The organism is Rhizobium sp. 268, assembly GCF_036571585.1.
Taxonomy (GTDB): domain Bacteria; phylum Pseudomonadota; class Alphaproteobacteria; order Rhizobiales; family Rhizobiaceae; genus Rhizobium; species Rhizobium redzepovicii.
Genome location: NZ_JAPPSO010000002.1, coordinates 233,556 through 251,015, shown reverse-complemented (window position 1 = coordinate 251,015; position 17,460 = coordinate 233,556). Strand labels below are relative to the sequence as shown.

Below are 17,460 nucleotides of genomic sequence, written 5' to 3'. Positions count from 1 at the left end.
ACGGGTTCGCCCCACGCCCGCTAGCCAATCGCTTGATTTCAAAATGCTTATTAAGACAAACCGCGTGCACGCGTGCGGCGATGGCCCACCGCTCGATGGCGCCGTCCGAACGAGATCGTCATTGCACAAGAGGAATCAGAAATTGCTTTTGCTGGAACGCGAACCGGATATTTCGATCGAGATGGACGAGCCGACCGTCGTCGCGACCTGGGAAAACCGCACGCAAATCATCGAAATCATGCAGAGCGCGCGTGAGATGAGCCAGGAATTCCAAAATCTTTGGAAGAACAGCGGCGAAACGGGCCGGCTCAGCCAGGACGATACGGATAGATTGGTCGAGCTGCTGCGCGAGATCGGCGACCTCAATAATACGCTGATGCGATTGGCCTAACTACCTTCACCGCCTGGTACGCTCGGCCTGACATATCCCACAATGTTCAAGAGCCCACTCGACAATCTCGGCGACCGAGCGATTTTCGCGGCGGGCAAGCCGTGCAAGATCACGTGCCTTTACACTTCGTACGGCAGCCGAAGTTCAGTCATATTGATCTCCTCTTCGATGAACATAACGCTCATTATTCCCGTCAGCGGGACGAAGATGTTGCTGCCAAAATAGCCGTAGTCTCTGATCCCCCCAATTTTGGACGCCTGTTACTGTCCCATACAGGCCAGTCAACTTCTAATCTCCAGAAGAATTAACCATATTTCAGCGTTCGCGCGAAATAATGGGGTACGTAGATCAGGCATCTCGCGAGCGAGAAGCCAAAAATTATTTGGAGACGGTCCTTTGGCTTTTACTATTGCCCGTAGCCTGGTGGCATTTGGTGTCGCCGTTTCAGCAGGTCTTTTCATGTCGATCGGGTTACAGCAATCGGCCCTCGAACGGCTGAAGGTCAACGGCCCGGTTTACGAGCAGGTCGTCTACGGCAAGGATTTGATCGCCGATATTCTGCCGCCGCCGCTGTTTGTGGTCGAATCCTACATGTTGTCCTTCGAGGCCAGCAAGTTTCCCGAGCTCACCGACACCAATCTTGCCAAGATCGCCAATCTCAAGGCCGCTTACGACGACCGCCGCGCCTATTGGAAAACCACCCAGCTACCGCAGGCGTTGAAGGACGAGCTTGAAAACGATGTCATCGCCAAAGGCGACAAATTCTGGGACGTGATGAACCGCGAGATCATTCCGGCGCTGACCGCCAAAGACGAGGACAAGGCGCATGGTGCGATCGAGCAATTACGCGTCGCCTTCCATTCGCACCAGGACGCTGTCGAAAAACTTGTCGCCAATTCCGATGCCTTCCTGAAGGGCGAGGAGCGCAATGCCGCCTCGGAAATCGTCACCTGGACGATCTATGCTGGTGGCGCTGGCTTCGGATCCTTCGCTTTGCTGCTGGTCGGGCTCTATCTCCTGCGCCGCCGGGCCATCGTGCCGCTCGACGGCATGAAAGCCTATATGGGCAACCTCGCTGACGGCGATTTTTCGACCGAGGTTCCCTATGCCAGCCGTTCCGACGAGATCGGCGCCATGTCGAAGGCCGTGGCGGTTTTCCGCCGCAACGCGCTCGAGCGGCAGGACGCGCAAAAGCGCGAGACGGCGCTTCGCGATGCGGAATTTGAACGCGAACGCAGCCAGATGGCCGAAAAGTCCGCCGAAGAGCAGGTCCGCGAAACGGTGATCGCTCAACTGACCCACGGCTTGGACCAGCTATCGCACGGCAATCTCGATTGCCGGATCGCCACACCCTTTGCCGCCACTTACGAGACTTTGCGCGCCAAGTTCAACGACAGCATGGATGCGCTTTGTGCCTCGATGGCCGAGATCGCCCAGACCTCCAAACAAGTGGATAGCGCCTCGGCCGACATTACCGGTGCAACCGAGAGCCTCGCATCGCGCACGGAACAGCAAGCCGCGATGCTCGAAGAGGCCACCGCCGCGCTCGGTGAGATGAACGCCAAGGCGAAAGACGCCTCCGATCATGCCGGCAAGGCGACCGGCATGATGGCCGAGACCCGCAACAGCGCCGAACATTCGGCGGCCGTCGTCCGCGAAGCGATCGCCGCCATGGAACGGATCGAGGGCTCGTCCTCGCAGATCGGCGACATCGTCAACGTCATCGATGAAATCGCCTTCCAGACCAATCTCCTGGCGCTGAATGCGGGGGTTGAGGCGGCTCGCGCAGGCGAAGCCGGCAAGGGTTTTGCCGTCGTGGCGCAGGAGGTGCGGGAACTTGCCATGCGCTCGGCCAACGCCGCCAAGGAGATCAGGGCTCTGATTTCCACATCGTCCTCGCAGGTTTCCAACGGGGTGGAGCTTGTCAACCGCACCGGCAAGGCACTTCAGGAAATCGAAGGACAGGTCGAGCAGGTTGCCGCGCTCATCGCCCGGATCGTGTCCGTATCCTCCGAGCAGGCGGTGGCGATCCGCGAGATCAATGCCTCCGTCAATGCTCTCGACCAAGTGACGCAACACAACGCGACGATGGCCGTCGAAACCGCTTCGGCCTGCCGCGCGCTCGGCACCCAAACGCAGACATTGGAAGGCGTCGTCAGGCGCTTTCAGATCGACGCGGCAGCGAGCATGTCAAGGCCGCGTCAAGCGGCTTGATTGCCGGCCTCTTCAGCCGGTGACGATCGCGACCACGGCGACGCAATCGCCTGATTTGACCAGTCCGGGAAAATGCCGGGCGCAGAGGATGCCATCCATGCCGGCGCGGACCTCGTGGGGGGCCACTCCGGTCCGCCCTGTCGGATAGATGCGAGCGATGACAGCATCCTTACCGACGGCTTCACCGAGATCGATGACGGGCTCGATCAACCCGCCCTCCTCAGCGAAGGAAAAACACCGGCCGTCCGGCATGTCGAGCCAGGCCGTCGGACCGATATCGGCGGCGCCCGCAACGATCCCGGCGTGGCGCAGCACGTTCATGGTGCCGCGCTTGGCAATCGCCGCACTCTTGGCCGTAGCCGTCCCGCCGCCGCCGAGTTCCGTGGTGATGAAGACCTTGCCCATCTCCTCGGCGGCAGTGTCGTACATGCCGACCGCATCGATCTCCAGCATCTTCATCGAATAGGGCGCGGCAAAGGCCGTCACATATTCGAACGCCTGCACCTCTTGCTGTTTGTTCGGCAGGATATGGGCCGCACAGAACGGGAGAAAATCGAGCGTCTTGCCGCCGGAATGAAAATCGAGAACCAGATCGGCCATCGGCAGGAGCACACGCTGGAAATAGTCGGCGATCTTCTGCGTCACCGTGCCGTCCGGACGGCCCGGAAAGCTGCGGTTCATGTTGCCCCTGTCGATCGGCGAAGTCCGGGTTCCCGCAAGGAACGCCGGATAATTCATCGCCGGCACGATAATGACGGCGCCGCGCACCGCCTCGGCCTTCAGCGAGCGGGCAAGGTCGAAAAGCGCGATCGGTCCCTCATACTCGTCGCCGTGATTGCCGCCGGTCAGCAGCGCCGTCGGCCCTTTGCCGTTCCTGACGACCGTTATCGGGATCATCACGGAACCCCAGGCGGAATCGTCGCGGCTGTAAGGCAGCCTCAGGAACCCGTGCTGGACGCCCTCGGCGGTGAAATCCACCGTCGCGCTGATCGGCGACGGCCGCAAGCCAATCTCTGTCATGACAGCCTCAATCCTTGACCATCAGCCTGCGCGGCACATCGGCGAAGCATTCGACGCCGCTTTCGGTGATCAGGATGCTCTCGGTCGTCTCGAAGCCCATGTCGTCGAGCCAGAGGCCGGTCATGAAATGGAAAGTCATGCCGGGCTTCAGCTCCGTCCGGTCGCCCGGCCGCAGGCTCATGGTGCGCTCGCCCCAGTCCGGCGGATAAGACAGACCGATCGGGTAACCGGTGCGGTTATCCTTGACGATGCCGTATTTCTTCAGCACCGCGAAGAAGGCGTTGGCGATGTCCTCGCAGGTGTTGCCGGGCTTGGCGACGGCAAGACCGGCCTCCATGCCTTCGAGCGTTGCTTTTTCGGCATCGAGAAAAGCCTGCGTCGGCTTGCCGAGGAAAACGGTGCGCGACAGCGGCAGGTGATAGCGGTTGTAGCAGCCGGCAATCTCGAAGAAGGTGCCTTCGCCCTTTTTCAGCGGCCGGTCGTCCCAGGTCAGATGCGGTGCGGATGCCTCGACGCCGGATGGCAGCAAAGGCACGATCGCCGGATAATCGCCGCCGATGCCATCGACGCCACGGGTGCCGGCATCATAGATTTCCGCGACCAGATCGCACTTACGCATGCCAACTTCGATTTTGTCGAAGATGCGGGCATGCATCGCCTCGACGATGCGGGCGGCATTGCGCATATATTTGATTTCGGTCTCGCTTTTGACCGCCCGCTGCCAGTTGACCAGCGCGGTCGCGTCGACGAAGCGCGCGTTCGGCAGATGTTTCTGCAGCGCGGCGAAGGCGGCTGCCGAGAACCAGTAATTGTCCATCTCGACGCCTATCGTCAGCTTGCTAGAGCCGCGCTCGGTCAGGATGCCGGAGAGGTAATCCATCGGATGGCGCTCGGTCGACTGCACGTAGTGATCGGGATAGCCGACGATGTTATCGTGCTTCAGATAGGTGGTGAACTTGGCGCCGTTGGCATCCTGCCCGCGGCCAAACCAGATCGGCTCGCCCTCAGGCGGAACGATCACCGCCTGGTGCACGTAGAAGGACCAGCCGTCATAGCCGGTCAGCCAGGCCATGTTCGACGGGTCGCTGACAACAAGCAGGTCGACGCCCTTCGCCTCCATGGCGCGCCGTGTCTTTTCCAGCCGCGCGGCATATTCGCCGAGCGAAAACTTCAGATTGGGCTGGGTCATGTTTCTTCCCTTCTTTTCCGTCGGTCAGCTTTCGAATGCGGTCCCAGCCTTCGCCGCGCCGGCGCGGGCAAAAGCGAGGGTGGCGATGGCGGTATCCTGGATGCCGGTTCCGGTGAGGTCGGCGAAGGTGATCTGGTCGTCGCTGGTCCGTCCCTGCACCCTGCCGGCGACGATCTGGCCGAGTTCGGCGAAGACGGCATCGGGCGCGACTAGGCCGGCGCCGATTGCGTGATGCAACTCGCCGAGACGCCGCGTCTGCATCAGGCTGTCGGCGACATAGAGGCCGGCGTCGGCGATGACGGCCGGATCGATCTCGTTCTTGTGCTCCGCATCCGAGCCCATGGCCGTCAGATGCTGTCCGGGTTCCAGCCACCCGGCCTGAATGATCGGCGCTTCCGAGGGTGTGGTGGTCACGACGATATCGGCGCCGGAGATTGCGCGCCTTGGATCCGATATCGCGGTGACGGGAAAGCCGAGCCTTGCGGTCAGTTCCGCTGCGGCGCTCTCGGCTTTTGCGGCATCACGCGCCCATATTCGGGCTTCGCGGATCGGCCGCGCCAGCGTCAAGGCTTCAAGCTGCAGCCGCGCCTGCATGCCCGCCCCGAAGACGGCGGCCATGGATGCATTTTCACGCGACAGACATTTGGCCGCGACCGCGCCGGCCGCCGCGGTGCGTATGTCGGTGAGATAACCATTGTCCAAGAGCAGTGCCTGTACCAGCCCGGTCCGGCTCGACAACAGCACCATCATGCCGTTGGTGCTCGGCAGCCCAATCTTGGGATTGTCGAAGAAGCCGGGGCTGATCTTGATCGCGAAGCTTTCGATCCCCGGGATATAGGCCGTCTTCACATCGACTTCGCCGCGATGTTCCGGAATGTCGAGTCGCAGGATCGGCGGCATGGCGACGGCCTTGGTCGCAAGCGCTGCAAAGGCCTGCTCGACGCAGGTTACCGCATCCAGGTCAAGGCCGATGATTTTCCTGAGCTCCGCTTCCGTCAGAATGATCATCCGGCTCACGACCCATCCTCCCCGAACATCGCCGCCTCACCGTTGATTACCCGTCGGTGCTGTTCCATGTCGACATTCCGCCCGGACAAGATCGCAACCACAGGACCGCCGGAGCGGATCTTTCCCGCAAGCAGGGCGGCGATGCCGACCGCACCCGCGCCTTCGACGATCTCCCGCTCGCAGGAATAGGCGTGGCGCATGCCGGCGGCGATTTCCGCCTCCGCCAGCAGGATGACGTCGTCGAGAAGCGCGCGGCACATGGCGAAGGATACGCGATTGTCGAGGCCGATGCCGCCGCCGAGCGAGTCGGCAAGGCTCGGCCTTTCCTCGACCTGCACCGGCCTGCCGGCGTCGAGGCTCGCCTTCATCGCCGCACCCCGTTCCATCGTCAGGCCGATCACCTTCGTCTTCGGGCTGACACCCTTGATCGCGGCGGCAACACCCGCCGCAAGACCGCCGCCGGAGAGAGGCACCAGAACCGTGGCTGCTTCCGGCAAAGCGTCGATAATCTCGAGCCCCAGCGTCCCCTGCCCGGCCACGACAGCCGGATGGTCGAAGGGCGGGACCATCACCAGCCCCTCCTCGCCAACCAACCGGTCGACCTCTAACTGCGCCTCGTCCTGCGACAATCCGACGATGCGGATATCGGCGCCGAGGCGGCGGATTTCCGAAATCTTGTTCTCCGGCACCAGCTGCGACATGCAGATGGTTGCGACGGCACCTTCAGCTTTCGCCGCATAGGCAAGCGCACGGCCGTGATTTCCGGTCGAGGCGGCGACGACGCCGCGCGAACGTTCCGCCGGCGACAAGGAGAGTACCGCATTGGTCGCGCCACGCAGCTTGAAGCTGCCGGTCGTCTGATGATGTTCGAGCTTGAGATGGACAGGTACACCGGCGAAGTCGCCAAGCGATGGCGACTGCATCATCGGTGTTTCGATAACCCGGCCGGAGATCCGCCGCGCCGCCGCGCGAATACCCTCCAGCGAAACGGGCAAGGTGCTCGCCATGATCTCAGCCTTTCCCGTAGGGCTTGGTCATCAATTGCCCGAATTCGGGCCGCGCCCGGTCATCGCCGCAAAGCCTCATGCAGGCCCAGGCGGTTGCGAGATTGCTGGTGACCACGGGCTTGCCGGTCTCGGCTTCGATGCGGGCGGCGACCTCGGCGGCGCGCAGAGCCGTGCAGGAGATGAACAATGCATCGGATTGCGGCGCCAGCGCCTGGCGTGCGAAGGCTGCGATGTCATCCGGCGCAATCCGCGCCATCTCGCGATCATCACTCAGGCCGAGACAGGTGAAACGGTCGATCGTAAAGCCGAGATCGACGAAATAATCCGCCATTGGCCGGCTGGTTTCGATCGTATAAGGCGTCAGCACCGAAATCCGGCGGGCGCCGAGCGCCCGGAGGCCCTTCACGGCCGCCGCCGTCGGCGTCACCACTGAAGCACCCGGCTTGGCCGCATTGATCGCCGCCTCGATATTGCGGTCGCCAATGACGACCGAAGCGGAGGTGCAGGAATACATGACCGCATCCAGCGTCTCATCCGGCAGGATCAGCGCAGCACCTTCCGTCAGCGACGGCTGCATCTTCAAGAGGTTTTCCGGTGTGACCGGATTGGCATAGCGGATGCGACTGACATAGACGCCGATGCGGTCGCTGGCGACCATTCGCCGGAAATCGACTTCCGTCGTGTGGTCGGTCGCCAGGATGATCAGGCCGATGCGCTTTTCGAGCGGCCGGTCGTCCAGCCGCGGCAGCCGGCCGACGGGAGTGATCTCGATTGCTGCGGTCATATCAATCATCCATCCTGGCGTAACGTTCCTCGAGCCAGCGCAAACCCACGACCGAGATCAGGCTGATGATGAGGAAGAAAACCCCGACCAGCGTCATCGGCTCGATGTAGCGGTAATTGCTGTTGGCGATGCTCTTTGCCTGGTTCATCAGTTCAAGCACGGTGATCGCCGAAAGCAGCGGCGTCTCCTTGAACATGGCGATGAAATAATTGGCGAGCGCCGGGATCATCGGCGGAATCGCCTGCGGCAGGACGACGTGGATCCAGGCCTGGCGCGTCGTCAGATTGGTGGCCTTGGCGGCTTCCCACTGTCCGCGCGGCACATTCTCGATGCCGGCGCGATAGACCTCGGCAGTATAGGTCGCATAGTGAATGCCCATGCCGATGACGCCGGCGGTGAGCGGCGACAGTCGGATGCCGATATCAGGCAACACGTAGAAGATGAAGTAGAGCTGCACCAGCAGCGGCGTGCCGCGGATGAATTCCGAGACGAAGCCGACCGTTCTCGAAATGGCGGCGACCGGCGACCGCCGCGCAATGGCAAGGCCAAGGCCCGCGGCCATGGCGACGGCAGCGCCGAGGATGGTCGCGAGAATGGTGATCTTGAACCCTTCGAGAAGGGTCGGCATGATCTGCCACACGAAGTCCCAATCCCATTCCATCCGATCAGCTCCTTATGCCGTCGAGGCTGCGGGCGATGCGCCGCTCCAGCCAGCGCATCGCCGCCGAAATCGCCAAGGCCATGAGAAAGTAGAGGATGAGGATCGTTGCGAAGGGCACCAGCGTATTGCCGGTCTGCGCACGCACCACCTGCGCCTGGAAGGTCATATCCGTCAGCGAGATCAGCGACACGACGGCCGTGCCCTTCAAAAGCTCGATCGCATTGTTGCAGAAGGTCGGCAGCATCAGCGGCAGCGCCTGCGGCAGGATGACGTGGCGCATGCGCTGGTAGCGCGACAGATTGAGCGCAACACAGGCTTCCGACTGTTCGCGCCCGACGGCCTTGACCGCGCCGCGCACCACTTCCGCCGCATAGGCGCCGACATTCAGGCCGAGCGCCAGGACACCCGCCTGCAGCGGCGTCAGGGTCAAGCCGGCAAAAGGCAGCACGAAATAGACCCAGAAGAGCTGGACGAAAATCGAGGTGCCGCGGAAGAACTCGATATAGGCGGTCGCCAGAGCCCTGACGGCAAAGAAGCGCGACAGGCGACCGAGCCCCGCCAGGAAGGCCATCACCAGCGCCAGTGCGGACCCCATGACCGTCAACTGAAGCGTGACCAGGGCGCCCTCAAGGATCAGTGTCAGATAGCCGGACCATACCGACATCGGCAACTCACTTCTCTGGAGATCGTGCGAAGGGCAAACCGGCCATGGAAGGACGCATGGCCGGCCGTTCTCATCAGGTTACTTGGCTGCGGCGCAGAGCTTGTCGCGGCTGGTCGACATCGCCGCCTTGGCCGAGAAGCCATAGGGCTCGATGATCCTGGCGAATTCGCCCGATTCCTTCAGTTTCTTCAGCTCGACGTCGAAGGCATCGCGTAGCGCGACATCCTGCTTGCGGAAGGCGGCGCCATCGCAATAGACCGGTGCATTGACCACCGGGGCGACGGTTTCGAGATTGGGGTCCTTCGCCTTGGCCATTAGGTCGTGGATCGACAGGACCGGCAGCGAATAGACGTCGATGCGGCCGTCCTGCAGCATCTTGATGCCGCTCTGGCCATCAGGAACGACGATGACGCGGTCACGCGGCACGCCGGCCTCGAGCGCCAGCTTCTCCTCGGTGCCGCCGCCCGGTGCGCCGATCTTGGCATCGGGATTGTCGGCGATATCCTTGTAGCTCGTCAGCTTCAGCGGATTGCCTTTCTTGAGAGCGAAGGCTTCGGCGTCGCAGAGGATCGGTTCGGAATAGGCGACGGCATTGCAACGCTCCGGCTTCATGAACAGGCCGGCGGTGATCGCGTCGTGGCGGCCGGCCTGCAGACCGGGGATCATCGCGCCATATTCCGAAATCGAGGCGACCACTTCCTTGACGCCGAGCTTTTCGAAGATTACGCGCGCCACATCGGGCGCGGCACCGGACACCTTGCCGTCGGCACCGACGGCTGTGAACGGCGGCTCGTTGGCGATGGCGATGCGGGCAAAACCCTGCTCCTTCAGTTGCTCGAGCTTGTCATCGGCGGCGGAAGCCGGGCCGGCGGCCGCGGCCAGAAGCACCGACAGGCTGACGGCGCTCAAAACATATCCTGCTTTCATGGTTCCCAACTCCTCTGGCTTTCCTTTGAGTTTTGTTCTTTGCGGGCAATGTCTGAGGTCAGACGCGGTGCCCAGCCGCTATGATCTTGCGCAGGAAGGTCTGCGTCCTCTCCTGCGTCGGATTTCTGAAGATATCGCCCGGCTTGCCTTCCTCGACGATCTTGCCTCGATCGAAGAACAGCACGCGGTCGGCGAAGTCATGGGCGAAGCCCATTTCATGCGTGACGAGAAGCATCGTCATATCGGTCTCGGAGGCCAGCCGGCGCATGACGTTCAGCACCTCTTCGACCAGTTCCGGGTCGAGCGCCGAGGTCACTTCGTCGAACAGCATGATCTTCGGCGACAGCGCCAGCGCCCGGGCAATGGCGACGCGCTGCTTCTGTCCGCCGGAAAGCTGCGCCGGGACGCTTTTCGCCTTGTCGGCCAGGCCGACCATATCGAGAAGCTCCATTGCCCGCTTTTCGGCCTGCGGACGTTTGATGCCCTTGGTCAGCATCGGCGCCAGCGTCACATTGTCGAGCACGCATTTGTGCGGAAACAGATTGAAGTGCTGGAAGACCATGCCGATCTTTTCGCGCATGCGATGAAGGTGCCGTTCATCGGCCGGCACCAGCCCGCTGCTGCCTGCCATATGGTAGAGTTGTTCGCCGTCAACCTCGATATGGCCGCCGCTGATCGTCTCCAGCGTCATCAGAATGCGCAGGATCGTCGTCTTGCCGGAGCCAGACGGCCCGATCAGCGCCAGCTTCTCACCCGGCATGACATTCATCGACAGGCCGTCGAGCACGGTCAGCGGGCCGTATCTCTTGACGATGTTGTCGATGCGGATGATGGGCTGAGGCATTCATGTCTCTCCCTGTTGAGACAAGCAATACCCTAACGATGACGGCCCATCAAAATCATGTCAATTCGTAAAATAATATCATGACAATTATTCTGAGAATGCTCAAAGGAGGGGCAGCGCCATCAAATCGCCAGCAGCAGCTCTTCCGGATTTCCCTGTGCCAAAGAAGCGACGATCCCAAGCCCGGTCCGCAACTCGCTTTCGGTCGTCGAGCCGAGCGAAATGCGCACGGCCGGCGTCGAGCCCTGGTCGGCGGTGCGGAACGATTTGCCGGGCGCGATCGCCACGCCGCGCAGCCTCGCCTGCGAGACGAAACCATCTTCCGCATGGTTGCCGGCGAGCGGCAGCCAGACATGCAGGCTTTGCGGGTGCGCCCGGTAGCTGAGGCCGGCCAGCATCTCTGCTGCGATCGCGTGGCGGCTCGCAAGGGCGCGGCGTTGCCAGTTGACCAGCTCCATCGCCGTGCCGTCGCTGACCCAGCGGCTGGCGATCTCGGCCATGGCAGGCGTCGCCATCCAGCTGGAAACGAGATGCCGGTTGGCGACGGCGGCGACATAGCGGTCGGGTGCGACGAGATAGCCGATCCTGAGGCCGGGAACGGTGATCTTCGTGAAACTCGTGACGTAGAGCGTCCGCTCCGGCGCAAAGGCGGCCATCGGCGGCGCCCGGTTCTCAACCATCGGACCGAGAATATCGTTTTCAATGATCGCGATGTCATGCTTGGCGGCAACGGCGGCAAGCGCCTGGCGACGCTCGGCACTCATCAGCGACGCCATCGGGTTGATCACCGAGGGCTGCAGAAAGATTGCCCGGATCGGCCCCGTGCGGCAGGCTTCATCAAGCGCCTCCGGGATCATGCCCTCCTCGTCGATCGCCAGCCCCTCGAGATGCAGGCCGAGATAGCCGCAGAGCGGCACCAGCGTATGGTGACTGACCGCTTCGGTGGCAATGGTCGAGCCGGGCGGCGCGACGCTCATCAGCGCGACCGTCATGCCCGAGGTCGCGCCATTCGTCACGCTAATATTCAGCGGCGACACGTCGAGCCCGCAGCGCGCCAGCCATTCGGTGGCGACCGTGCGGTGGCGCGGAAACACCATGTTCGGCCGGAACGACAAGGCGGAGCTTGAGGGCAGGTTTTCCGCAAGCCAGCCGAAGGCCTGGCGCAGCCTTTCCAGGTGGATCTGCTCGCAGACCGGCTTCAGGATCGACAGATCGATCACCTCGCCCAGCCGTTCCGGCAGATAAGGCGGCTCCGGCTCGCGCGGCCTGGTCTGGACGAAGCTGCCGCGGCCGATCTCGCCGGAGATCAGCCCCCGGCGGCTGAGTTCGTCATAGGCACGGCTGACCGTCTGCACGGAAAGATGCAGATCGTCCGCCAGCTTGCGATGCGGCGGCAATTGCGCCCCGTCGGAGAGCTTGCCGTCGGTGATCGCGTTGGCGATCTGCTCGGCAAGCGAGAGGTAAGCCGGCCGGCGGAGTTGCGAGGGATCGGGGCGCCACTTTGTCATGATTTTACACTGCTGAAAATCAGTTCAATTGACAATGCCAAAATGCGCTTCCATTGTCTTTTCGCTGCGTTTGAAATGATTTCTTTCTAAAGAAGGCACCATGAAGCTCGACGCCATCGACCTGCGCATTCTCGACGCCGTCCAGCGCGACGGCCGCATCACCAAGCTGGCACTGGCCGAAAGGGCAGGCCTGTCGCCGACGCCGTGCTGGATGCGGCTGCGCAAGCTCGAAAAGGCGGGCATCATTACCGGCTACCACGCCCGCATCGCCCCGCGGCGCATCGCGCCGGTCGCTAGCGTGATGATGGAAGTGACCCTCGCCAACCATCGCCAGACTGATTTCGAGCGCTTCGAGCGCGCCGTTGCCGCAATCTCGGAGATCGTTGCCTGCTGGTCGGTCGGGGGCGGCGTCGATTACATCCTGAAAATCATCACCGCCGACATCGACGCCTATCAGCGGCTGGTCGACGGGCTTCTCGACCGCGAACTCGGCATCGACCGCTACTTCACCTATATCGTCACCAAAACGGTGAAGGAAGAAACGGTGCTTCCGGTCTCTTCCTTCGCGGCATCCGACGAGGAACAGAGCCCCTCCTAGACAATCTCTCTAGCAGGCGGCCATCCTTTAGACCGTTTCTCTCTTTTGGCCTTCGCCAAAGGACAATCTCTCGCCCGCTCGTGTGGAAGACTTGCGTCACCGCCACGAGGAGATTGGACATGACCGCCGTTTTTGCCCGCCCCGCCTATCATGATGCGCTGTCGCGGCTTGCCGACCGTCATCTCCTGCGCGATCTCGCCTATGTCGGCGGCCGCTGGATCGTCGGCACGACAGGCAAAAGTTTCGAAGTTACCGATCCGGCCTCCTCAGGGACGCTTGCCTGGGTTGCGAGCCTCGGTATGGACGAGACGGCAACCGCAATCGATGCGGCGGCGCAGTCCTTTGCCGCCTGGCGCGCCATGCTGCCGCAGAACCGCGCGACCATCCTACGGAAGTGGCACGAGCTGATGCTCGCGGCCAAAGAGGATCTGGCGCTGATCATGACGCTCGAACAGGGCAAACCGCTTGCGGAAGCGCGCGGCGAGATCGATTACGCCGCCTCCTTCATCGAATGGTATGCCGAGGAAGGCAAACGGCTGAATGCCGAAAGCATCACCAGCCACCTGCCCGGGGCGGAAATGATCGTCCGGCGCGAGGCGCTCGGCGTCGTCGGCATCGTCACGCCCTGGAATTTCCCCTCTGCGATGCTGACCCGAAAGGCCGCCGCCGCGCTTGCGGCCGGCTGCACTGTCGTCGCCCACCCCTCTTCGGAAACCCCGCTTTCGGCGCTTGCCCTCGCCGAACTCGGAGAACGGGCCGGCATTCCCGCCGGCGTCTTCAATGTCGTCACCGGCCATGCCGCAACGATCGTCGGAGGCATGTGTGCCGATCCTCGCCTGCGGGCCATAAGCTTCACCGGCTCCACCGAAGTCGGCCGCCTGATTGCCGCCCAATGCGCCCCGACCATGAAGCGGCTGGTGATGGAACTCGGCGGCCACGCACCGCTGATCATCTTCGACGACGCCGATATCGAAAAGGCGGTCGAGATCGCCGTCGACGCCAAGTTTGCCACATCCGGCCAGGATTGCCTTGCCGCCAACCGCATCTTCGTCCATCGGCGGATCGCCGACGGCTTCACCAAGGCTTTTGCCGCCCGCATCGGGGAGCTGAAGGTCGGCGCCGGGCTCGAGGACGGCGCCGAGATCGGGCCGCTGATGCATGAGCGCGCTGTCATCAAGGTCGAGGAGCAGGTCGCCGACGCGCTGGCGCAGGGCGCACGCCTCGTCACCGGCGGCAAACGCCATAAGGCCGGCCGGCTCTTCTACGAGCCGACGCTTTTGACGGATGTGCCGGCAAATGCGCTGATCATGCGCGAGGAGACCTTCGGGCCTGTGGCAGCACTTGCCACCTTCGACACCGAAGAAGAGGTCGTCGCCCGCGCCAATGATACCGAATACGGCCTTGTCGCCTACGTCGTCACCGAAAACGGCGCCCGCCAGATGCGTCTCGGCCGCGCGCTCGAATATGGCATGGTGGCGGTCAACCGCGTGAAGATCACTGGCGGCCCTATTCCCTTCGGCGGATGGAAGCAGTCCGGCCTCGGCCGCGAGGGCTCTCGCCATGGGCTCGAGGCCTTCACCGAGCTCAAATATCTCTGCATCGACACCGCCGCTTAAAGCTCTTTGTTTTTATGCATGTCGTTATCCCGGAACCGCGGCACACTTCCGGGCGACATGCACTAACCGCCCATTTCAAAAAGAGGACAGGACATGCTCGACAAAAGCAACGAACTCACCGCCTGGGACCGCGATCACTTCTTCCATCCCTCCACCCATATGGGCATGCATGCGCGCGGCGAGACGCCGACCCGCGTCGTCGCCGGTGGCGAAGGCGTCTACATCACCGACACGACAGGGCGGAAAAGCCTCGACGCCTTTGCCGGCCTCTATTGCGTCAATGTCGGCTATGGCCGCCGGGAGATCGCCGACGCGATCGCCGAACAGGCAAAGAACCTCGCCTATTACCACGCCTATGTCGGCCACGGCACCGAGGCCTCGATCACGCTTTCGAAGATGATCATCGATCGTGCGCCTGAGGGCATGAGCCGCGTCTATTTCGGCCTGTCGGGCTCGGACGCCAACGAGACCAACATTAAGCTCATCTGGTATTACAACAATATCCTCGGCCGACCCGACAAGAAGAAGATCATTTCGCGCTGGCGCGGTTATCACGGCTCAGGCGTCATGACCGGCAGCCTCACCGGCCTGGCACTCTTCCACAATGCCTTCGACCTGCCGCGCGCGCCGATCCTTCATACCGAAGCGCCCTATTATTTCCGCCGGCCCGACCGCGCGATGGGCGAGGAGCAGTTCTCGCAATATTGCGCCGACAGGCTGGAGGAGATGATCGTCACCGAAGGACCGGACACGATCGCCGCCTTCATCGGCGAACCCATCCTCGGCACCGGCGGCATCGTGCCGCCGCCGAAAGGCTACTGGCAAAAGATTCAGGCCGTACTCGACAAATACGACATCCTGCTTGTCGCCGACGAAGTCGTGACCGGTTTCGGCCGTCTCGGCACGATGTTCGGCTCGGATCATTACGGCATGAAGCCGGATCTGATCACCATCGCCAAGGGCCTGACCTCGGCCTATGCCCCGCTTTCCGGCACGATCGTTTCGAGCAAGATGTGGCAGGTGCTGGTGCAAGGTTCCGACCAGTTGGGAGCGATCGGCCACGGCTGGACCTATTCCGCCCATCCGATCTGTGCTGCCGCCGGCATTGCCAATCTCGACCTGATCGATGAACTCGGCCTCGTCGAAAATGCCGGCGCGACCGGCGCCTATTTCCGCTCGGAACTGGCTAAAGCGGTCGGCGGCCATCGCAACGTCGGCGAAGTCCGCGGCGACGGGCTGATGGCGGCAGTCGAATTCGTAGAAGACAAGGATGATCGCAAGTTCTTCGACGCCGGCCGCAAGATCGGCCCGCAGGTCGCCACCGCCCTTCTCGAACGCGGCGTCATCGGCCGCGCCATGCCGCAGGGCGATATCCTCGGCTTCGCCCCGCCGCTCTGCCTGACACGCGAGGAGGCCGATATCGTTGTCAAGGCGGCGGCCGACGCCATCGAAACCGTCTTCAAGACGATCTGAGGAGAGCGCGGCATGATGATCCCCGAAAAGATGGCGGCCGTTCTGCTCACCGGTCATGGCGGGTTGGACAAGCTCGTCTATGACAGGCACGTGCGCGTTCCGACGCCTGCCGACGGAGAGGTTCTGATCCGCGTCACCGCTTGCGGCATGAACAACACCGACGTCTGGGTACGCCAGGGCGCCTACGGTACAGAGGACGATCCATCCGCCGTTTCCACCTGGCGCCGGCAGGGCAATACGCTGAGCTTCCCGCGCATTCAGGGCACCGATACGGTCGGCGATATCGTCGGCGTCGGTGCCGGCGTCGATCCGGCACGGATCGGCGAACGTGTCATGGTCGATTTTTCGATCTACAACCGCGACGACGACAGCCTTGCCGACATCGACTACATGGGCCATGGCCGCGACGGCGGTTATGCCGAATATATGGTCCTGCCGGCCGAGAACGCCCATGTCGTTGCAACCGATCTCACCGACGTCGAACTGGCCACCTTCTGCTGTGCCTATCTGACCGGCGAGCGCATGCTGGAGCGGGCAAGGCTTGCCGCCGGCGAACGTGTCCTCGTCACCGGCGCCTCGGGCGGCGTCGGCTCGGCGATCATCCAGCTGGCGCGCGCCCGCGGCGCCATCCCAATCGCGGTCGCCGGTCCCGGCAAGGAGGCGGCGATGCTTGAGATCGGTGCCGAGGCTGTGGTGACTCGCGGCAAGGGCGATCTGGTCGAAGCCGTCCATTCCGCCAGCCGTGGCCAGCCGATCGACGTCGTCGCCGATCTCGTCGGCGGGCCGCTGTTCAACGACCTCTTGAAGATCCTGCGCCCGGAAGGCCGCTATACGACGGCCGGCGCCATCGCCGGCCCGGTCGTCCAGCTCGACCTCAGGACCATGTATCTCAAACAATTGGAGTTGCATGGTTCCAGCCAGGGAAGCCGCGCCGACTTCCGCCGGCTCGTCGGATATATCGAAAGCCGGAAGATCCGGCCTCTCGTTGGCGGCGTCTATCCGCTGTCGGAATTCCACCGCGCCCAGAGCGATTTCATGGCGAAAAATTTTGTCGGCAAACTGGTCGTGGTTCCGGACAAGAGATAAGCGCGATCCGATCACGCGCGCCGCCGAACCTTATCGGCTTTGCGGCGTTTCACGGCCATGGACACAGGCAAGACGACATACCTCACTTCTGCCGAACTCGGGCGAATTCGGCGCGCTGTCGGCATAGCCCGTCTGATGGATACGGCGGTTCGATTGCCGATCATCGGCGTCCGGATCGGCGCCGACTCGGTCCTCGGACTCATCCCGGCCATCGGGGATGTTGCCGGATCCCTGATCGGTCTTTTCATCATCGACGAGGCAAGACGGCTTGGCCTTCCTGGCCATAAACTCGCCCGCATGGCCGCCAATCTCGGTGTCGACGCCGCCTGCGGCACGGTTCCGCTGATCGGCGATCTCTTCGACGTCTATTTCAAGTCTCATCGCCGCAACGTCGGCATCATTCTCGACCATTTCGGCGTGAACGAAGACCAGCTGAACCGCAGAATTTGACGCGGTCGGCCGCCCCCTGC

At 62.6% G+C, this 17,460-nt stretch carries 17 protein-coding genes and 1 pseudogene; 7 read left to right on the top strand and 11 right to left on the bottom strand.

The features are described 5' to 3' along the window. Nucleotides 1–142: 142 nt before the first annotated feature. On the top strand, nucleotides 143–391 hold the full coding sequence (locus tag OS035_RS04625) for a hypothetical protein (RefSeq protein ID WP_097629455.1): 249 nt from the start codon (nucleotides 143–145) through the stop codon (nucleotides 389–391). A 45-nt stretch (nucleotides 392–436) separates the two neighbouring features. Here the strand turns inward: OS035_RS04625 and OS035_RS04620 are convergent. Further along, nucleotides 437–526, bottom strand: a pseudogene (locus OS035_RS04620) (plasmid stabilization protein); the annotation flags it as partial. A 261-nt stretch (nucleotides 527–787) separates the two neighbouring features. On the opposite strand from OS035_RS04620, the gene OS035_RS04615 reads away from it, so the two are divergent. Further along, the gene (locus OS035_RS04615; protein WP_097629403.1) at nucleotides 788–2,605 is read left to right on the top strand and encodes a methyl-accepting chemotaxis protein; all 1,818 of its coding nucleotides are present in this window, start codon (nucleotides 788–790) and stop codon (nucleotides 2,603–2,605) included. 12 nt (nucleotides 2,606–2,617) lie between these two features. Here the strand turns inward: OS035_RS04615 and doeB are convergent, their stop codons facing one another. From doeB to ehuR, 10 genes are all read right to left on the bottom strand, one after another. Beyond that, nucleotides 2,618–3,625 carry a N(2)-acetyl-L-2,4-diaminobutanoate deacetylase DoeB gene (gene doeB / locus OS035_RS04610; protein ID WP_097629402.1) on the bottom strand — a complete coding sequence of 336 codons (1,008 nt, stop codon included), beginning with the start codon at nucleotides 3,623–3,625 and terminating at the stop codon, nucleotides 2,618–2,620. Between the two features lie 7 nt (nucleotides 3,626–3,632). After that, a complete protein-coding gene (gene doeA, locus OS035_RS04605; protein ID WP_097629401.1) occupies nucleotides 3,633–4,814 on the bottom strand; it encodes an ectoine hydrolase DoeA in 1,182 nt (393 codons plus the stop codon). Between the two features lie 24 nt (nucleotides 4,815–4,838). Continuing rightward, on the bottom strand, nucleotides 4,839–5,831 hold the full coding sequence (gene eutC / locus OS035_RS04600) for an ectoine utilization protein EutC (protein ID WP_097629400.1): 993 nt from the start codon (nucleotides 5,829–5,831) through the stop codon (nucleotides 4,839–4,841). Then, nucleotides 5,828–6,829: a hydroxyectoine utilization dehydratase EutB gene (eutB, locus tag OS035_RS04595; protein WP_097629399.1), complete on the bottom strand. Its 1,002-nt coding sequence runs from the start codon at nucleotides 6,827–6,829 to the stop codon at nucleotides 5,828–5,830. The genes eutC and eutB overlap by 4 nt, the downstream gene beginning before the upstream one ends. 4 nt (nucleotides 6,830–6,833) lie before the next feature. After that, on the bottom strand, nucleotides 6,834–7,613 hold the full coding sequence (eutA, locus tag OS035_RS04590; RefSeq protein ID WP_097629398.1) for an ectoine utilization protein EutA: 780 nt from the start codon (nucleotides 7,611–7,613) through the stop codon (nucleotides 6,834–6,836). A gap of 1 nt (nucleotide 7,614) precedes the next feature. Then, entirely contained in the window at nucleotides 7,615–8,274 is a 660-nt protein-coding gene (gene ehuD / locus OS035_RS04585; protein WP_097629397.1) for an ectoine/hydroxyectoine ABC transporter permease subunit EhuD, read from the bottom strand. A gap of 4 nt (nucleotides 8,275–8,278) precedes the next feature. Then, on the bottom strand, nucleotides 8,279–8,938 hold the full coding sequence (ehuC, locus tag OS035_RS04580; RefSeq protein WP_097629396.1) for an ectoine/hydroxyectoine ABC transporter permease subunit EhuC: 660 nt from the start codon (nucleotides 8,936–8,938) through the stop codon (nucleotides 8,279–8,281). A 78-nt stretch (nucleotides 8,939–9,016) separates the two neighbouring features. After that, nucleotides 9,017–9,865, bottom strand: a complete 849-nt coding sequence (gene ehuB, locus OS035_RS04575; RefSeq protein WP_097629395.1) for an ectoine/hydroxyectoine ABC transporter substrate-binding protein EhuB — start codon at nucleotides 9,863–9,865, stop codon at nucleotides 9,017–9,019. A 58-nt stretch (nucleotides 9,866–9,923) separates the two neighbouring features. Then, nucleotides 9,924–10,709: an ectoine/hydroxyectoine ABC transporter ATP-binding protein EhuA gene (gene ehuA, locus OS035_RS04570; protein ID WP_012556276.1), complete on the bottom strand. Its 786-nt coding sequence runs from the start codon at nucleotides 10,707–10,709 to the stop codon at nucleotides 9,924–9,926. Between the two features lie 122 nt (nucleotides 10,710–10,831). Further along, complete coding sequence (gene ehuR / locus OS035_RS04565) at nucleotides 10,832–12,217, bottom strand: MocR-like ectoine utilization transcription factor EhuR (RefSeq protein ID WP_097629394.1); 1,386 nt, start codon at nucleotides 12,215–12,217, stop codon at nucleotides 10,832–10,834. 100 nt (nucleotides 12,218–12,317) lie between these two features. Between ehuR and OS035_RS04560 the strand changes: the two genes are divergently transcribed. From OS035_RS04560 to OS035_RS04540, 5 genes are all read left to right on the top strand, one after another. Beyond that, nucleotides 12,318–12,815 (top strand): Lrp/AsnC family transcriptional regulator, encoded by a 498-nt coding sequence (locus OS035_RS04560; protein WP_097629393.1) that lies wholly within the window; start codon nucleotides 12,318–12,320, stop codon nucleotides 12,813–12,815. 119 nt (nucleotides 12,816–12,934) lie between these two features. Next, nucleotides 12,935–14,431 carry an NAD-dependent succinate-semialdehyde dehydrogenase gene (locus tag OS035_RS04555; RefSeq protein ID WP_331813406.1) on the top strand — a complete coding sequence of 499 codons (1,497 nt, stop codon included), beginning with the start codon at nucleotides 12,935–12,937 and terminating at the stop codon, nucleotides 14,429–14,431. A gap of 93 nt (nucleotides 14,432–14,524) precedes the next feature. Next, nucleotides 14,525–15,904, top strand: a complete 1,380-nt coding sequence (locus tag OS035_RS04550; protein ID WP_097629391.1) for an aspartate aminotransferase family protein — start codon at nucleotides 14,525–14,527, stop codon at nucleotides 15,902–15,904. A gap of 12 nt (nucleotides 15,905–15,916) precedes the next feature. After that, on the top strand, nucleotides 15,917–16,990 hold the full coding sequence (locus OS035_RS04545; protein ID WP_097629390.1) for an alcohol dehydrogenase family protein: 1,074 nt from the start codon (nucleotides 15,917–15,919) through the stop codon (nucleotides 16,988–16,990). 57 nt (nucleotides 16,991–17,047) lie between these two features. Then, nucleotides 17,048–17,440, top strand: a complete 393-nt coding sequence (locus OS035_RS04540) for a DUF4112 domain-containing protein (protein WP_097629389.1) — start codon at nucleotides 17,048–17,050, stop codon at nucleotides 17,438–17,440. The last annotated feature ends 20 nt before the right edge of the window (nucleotides 17,441–17,460 follow it).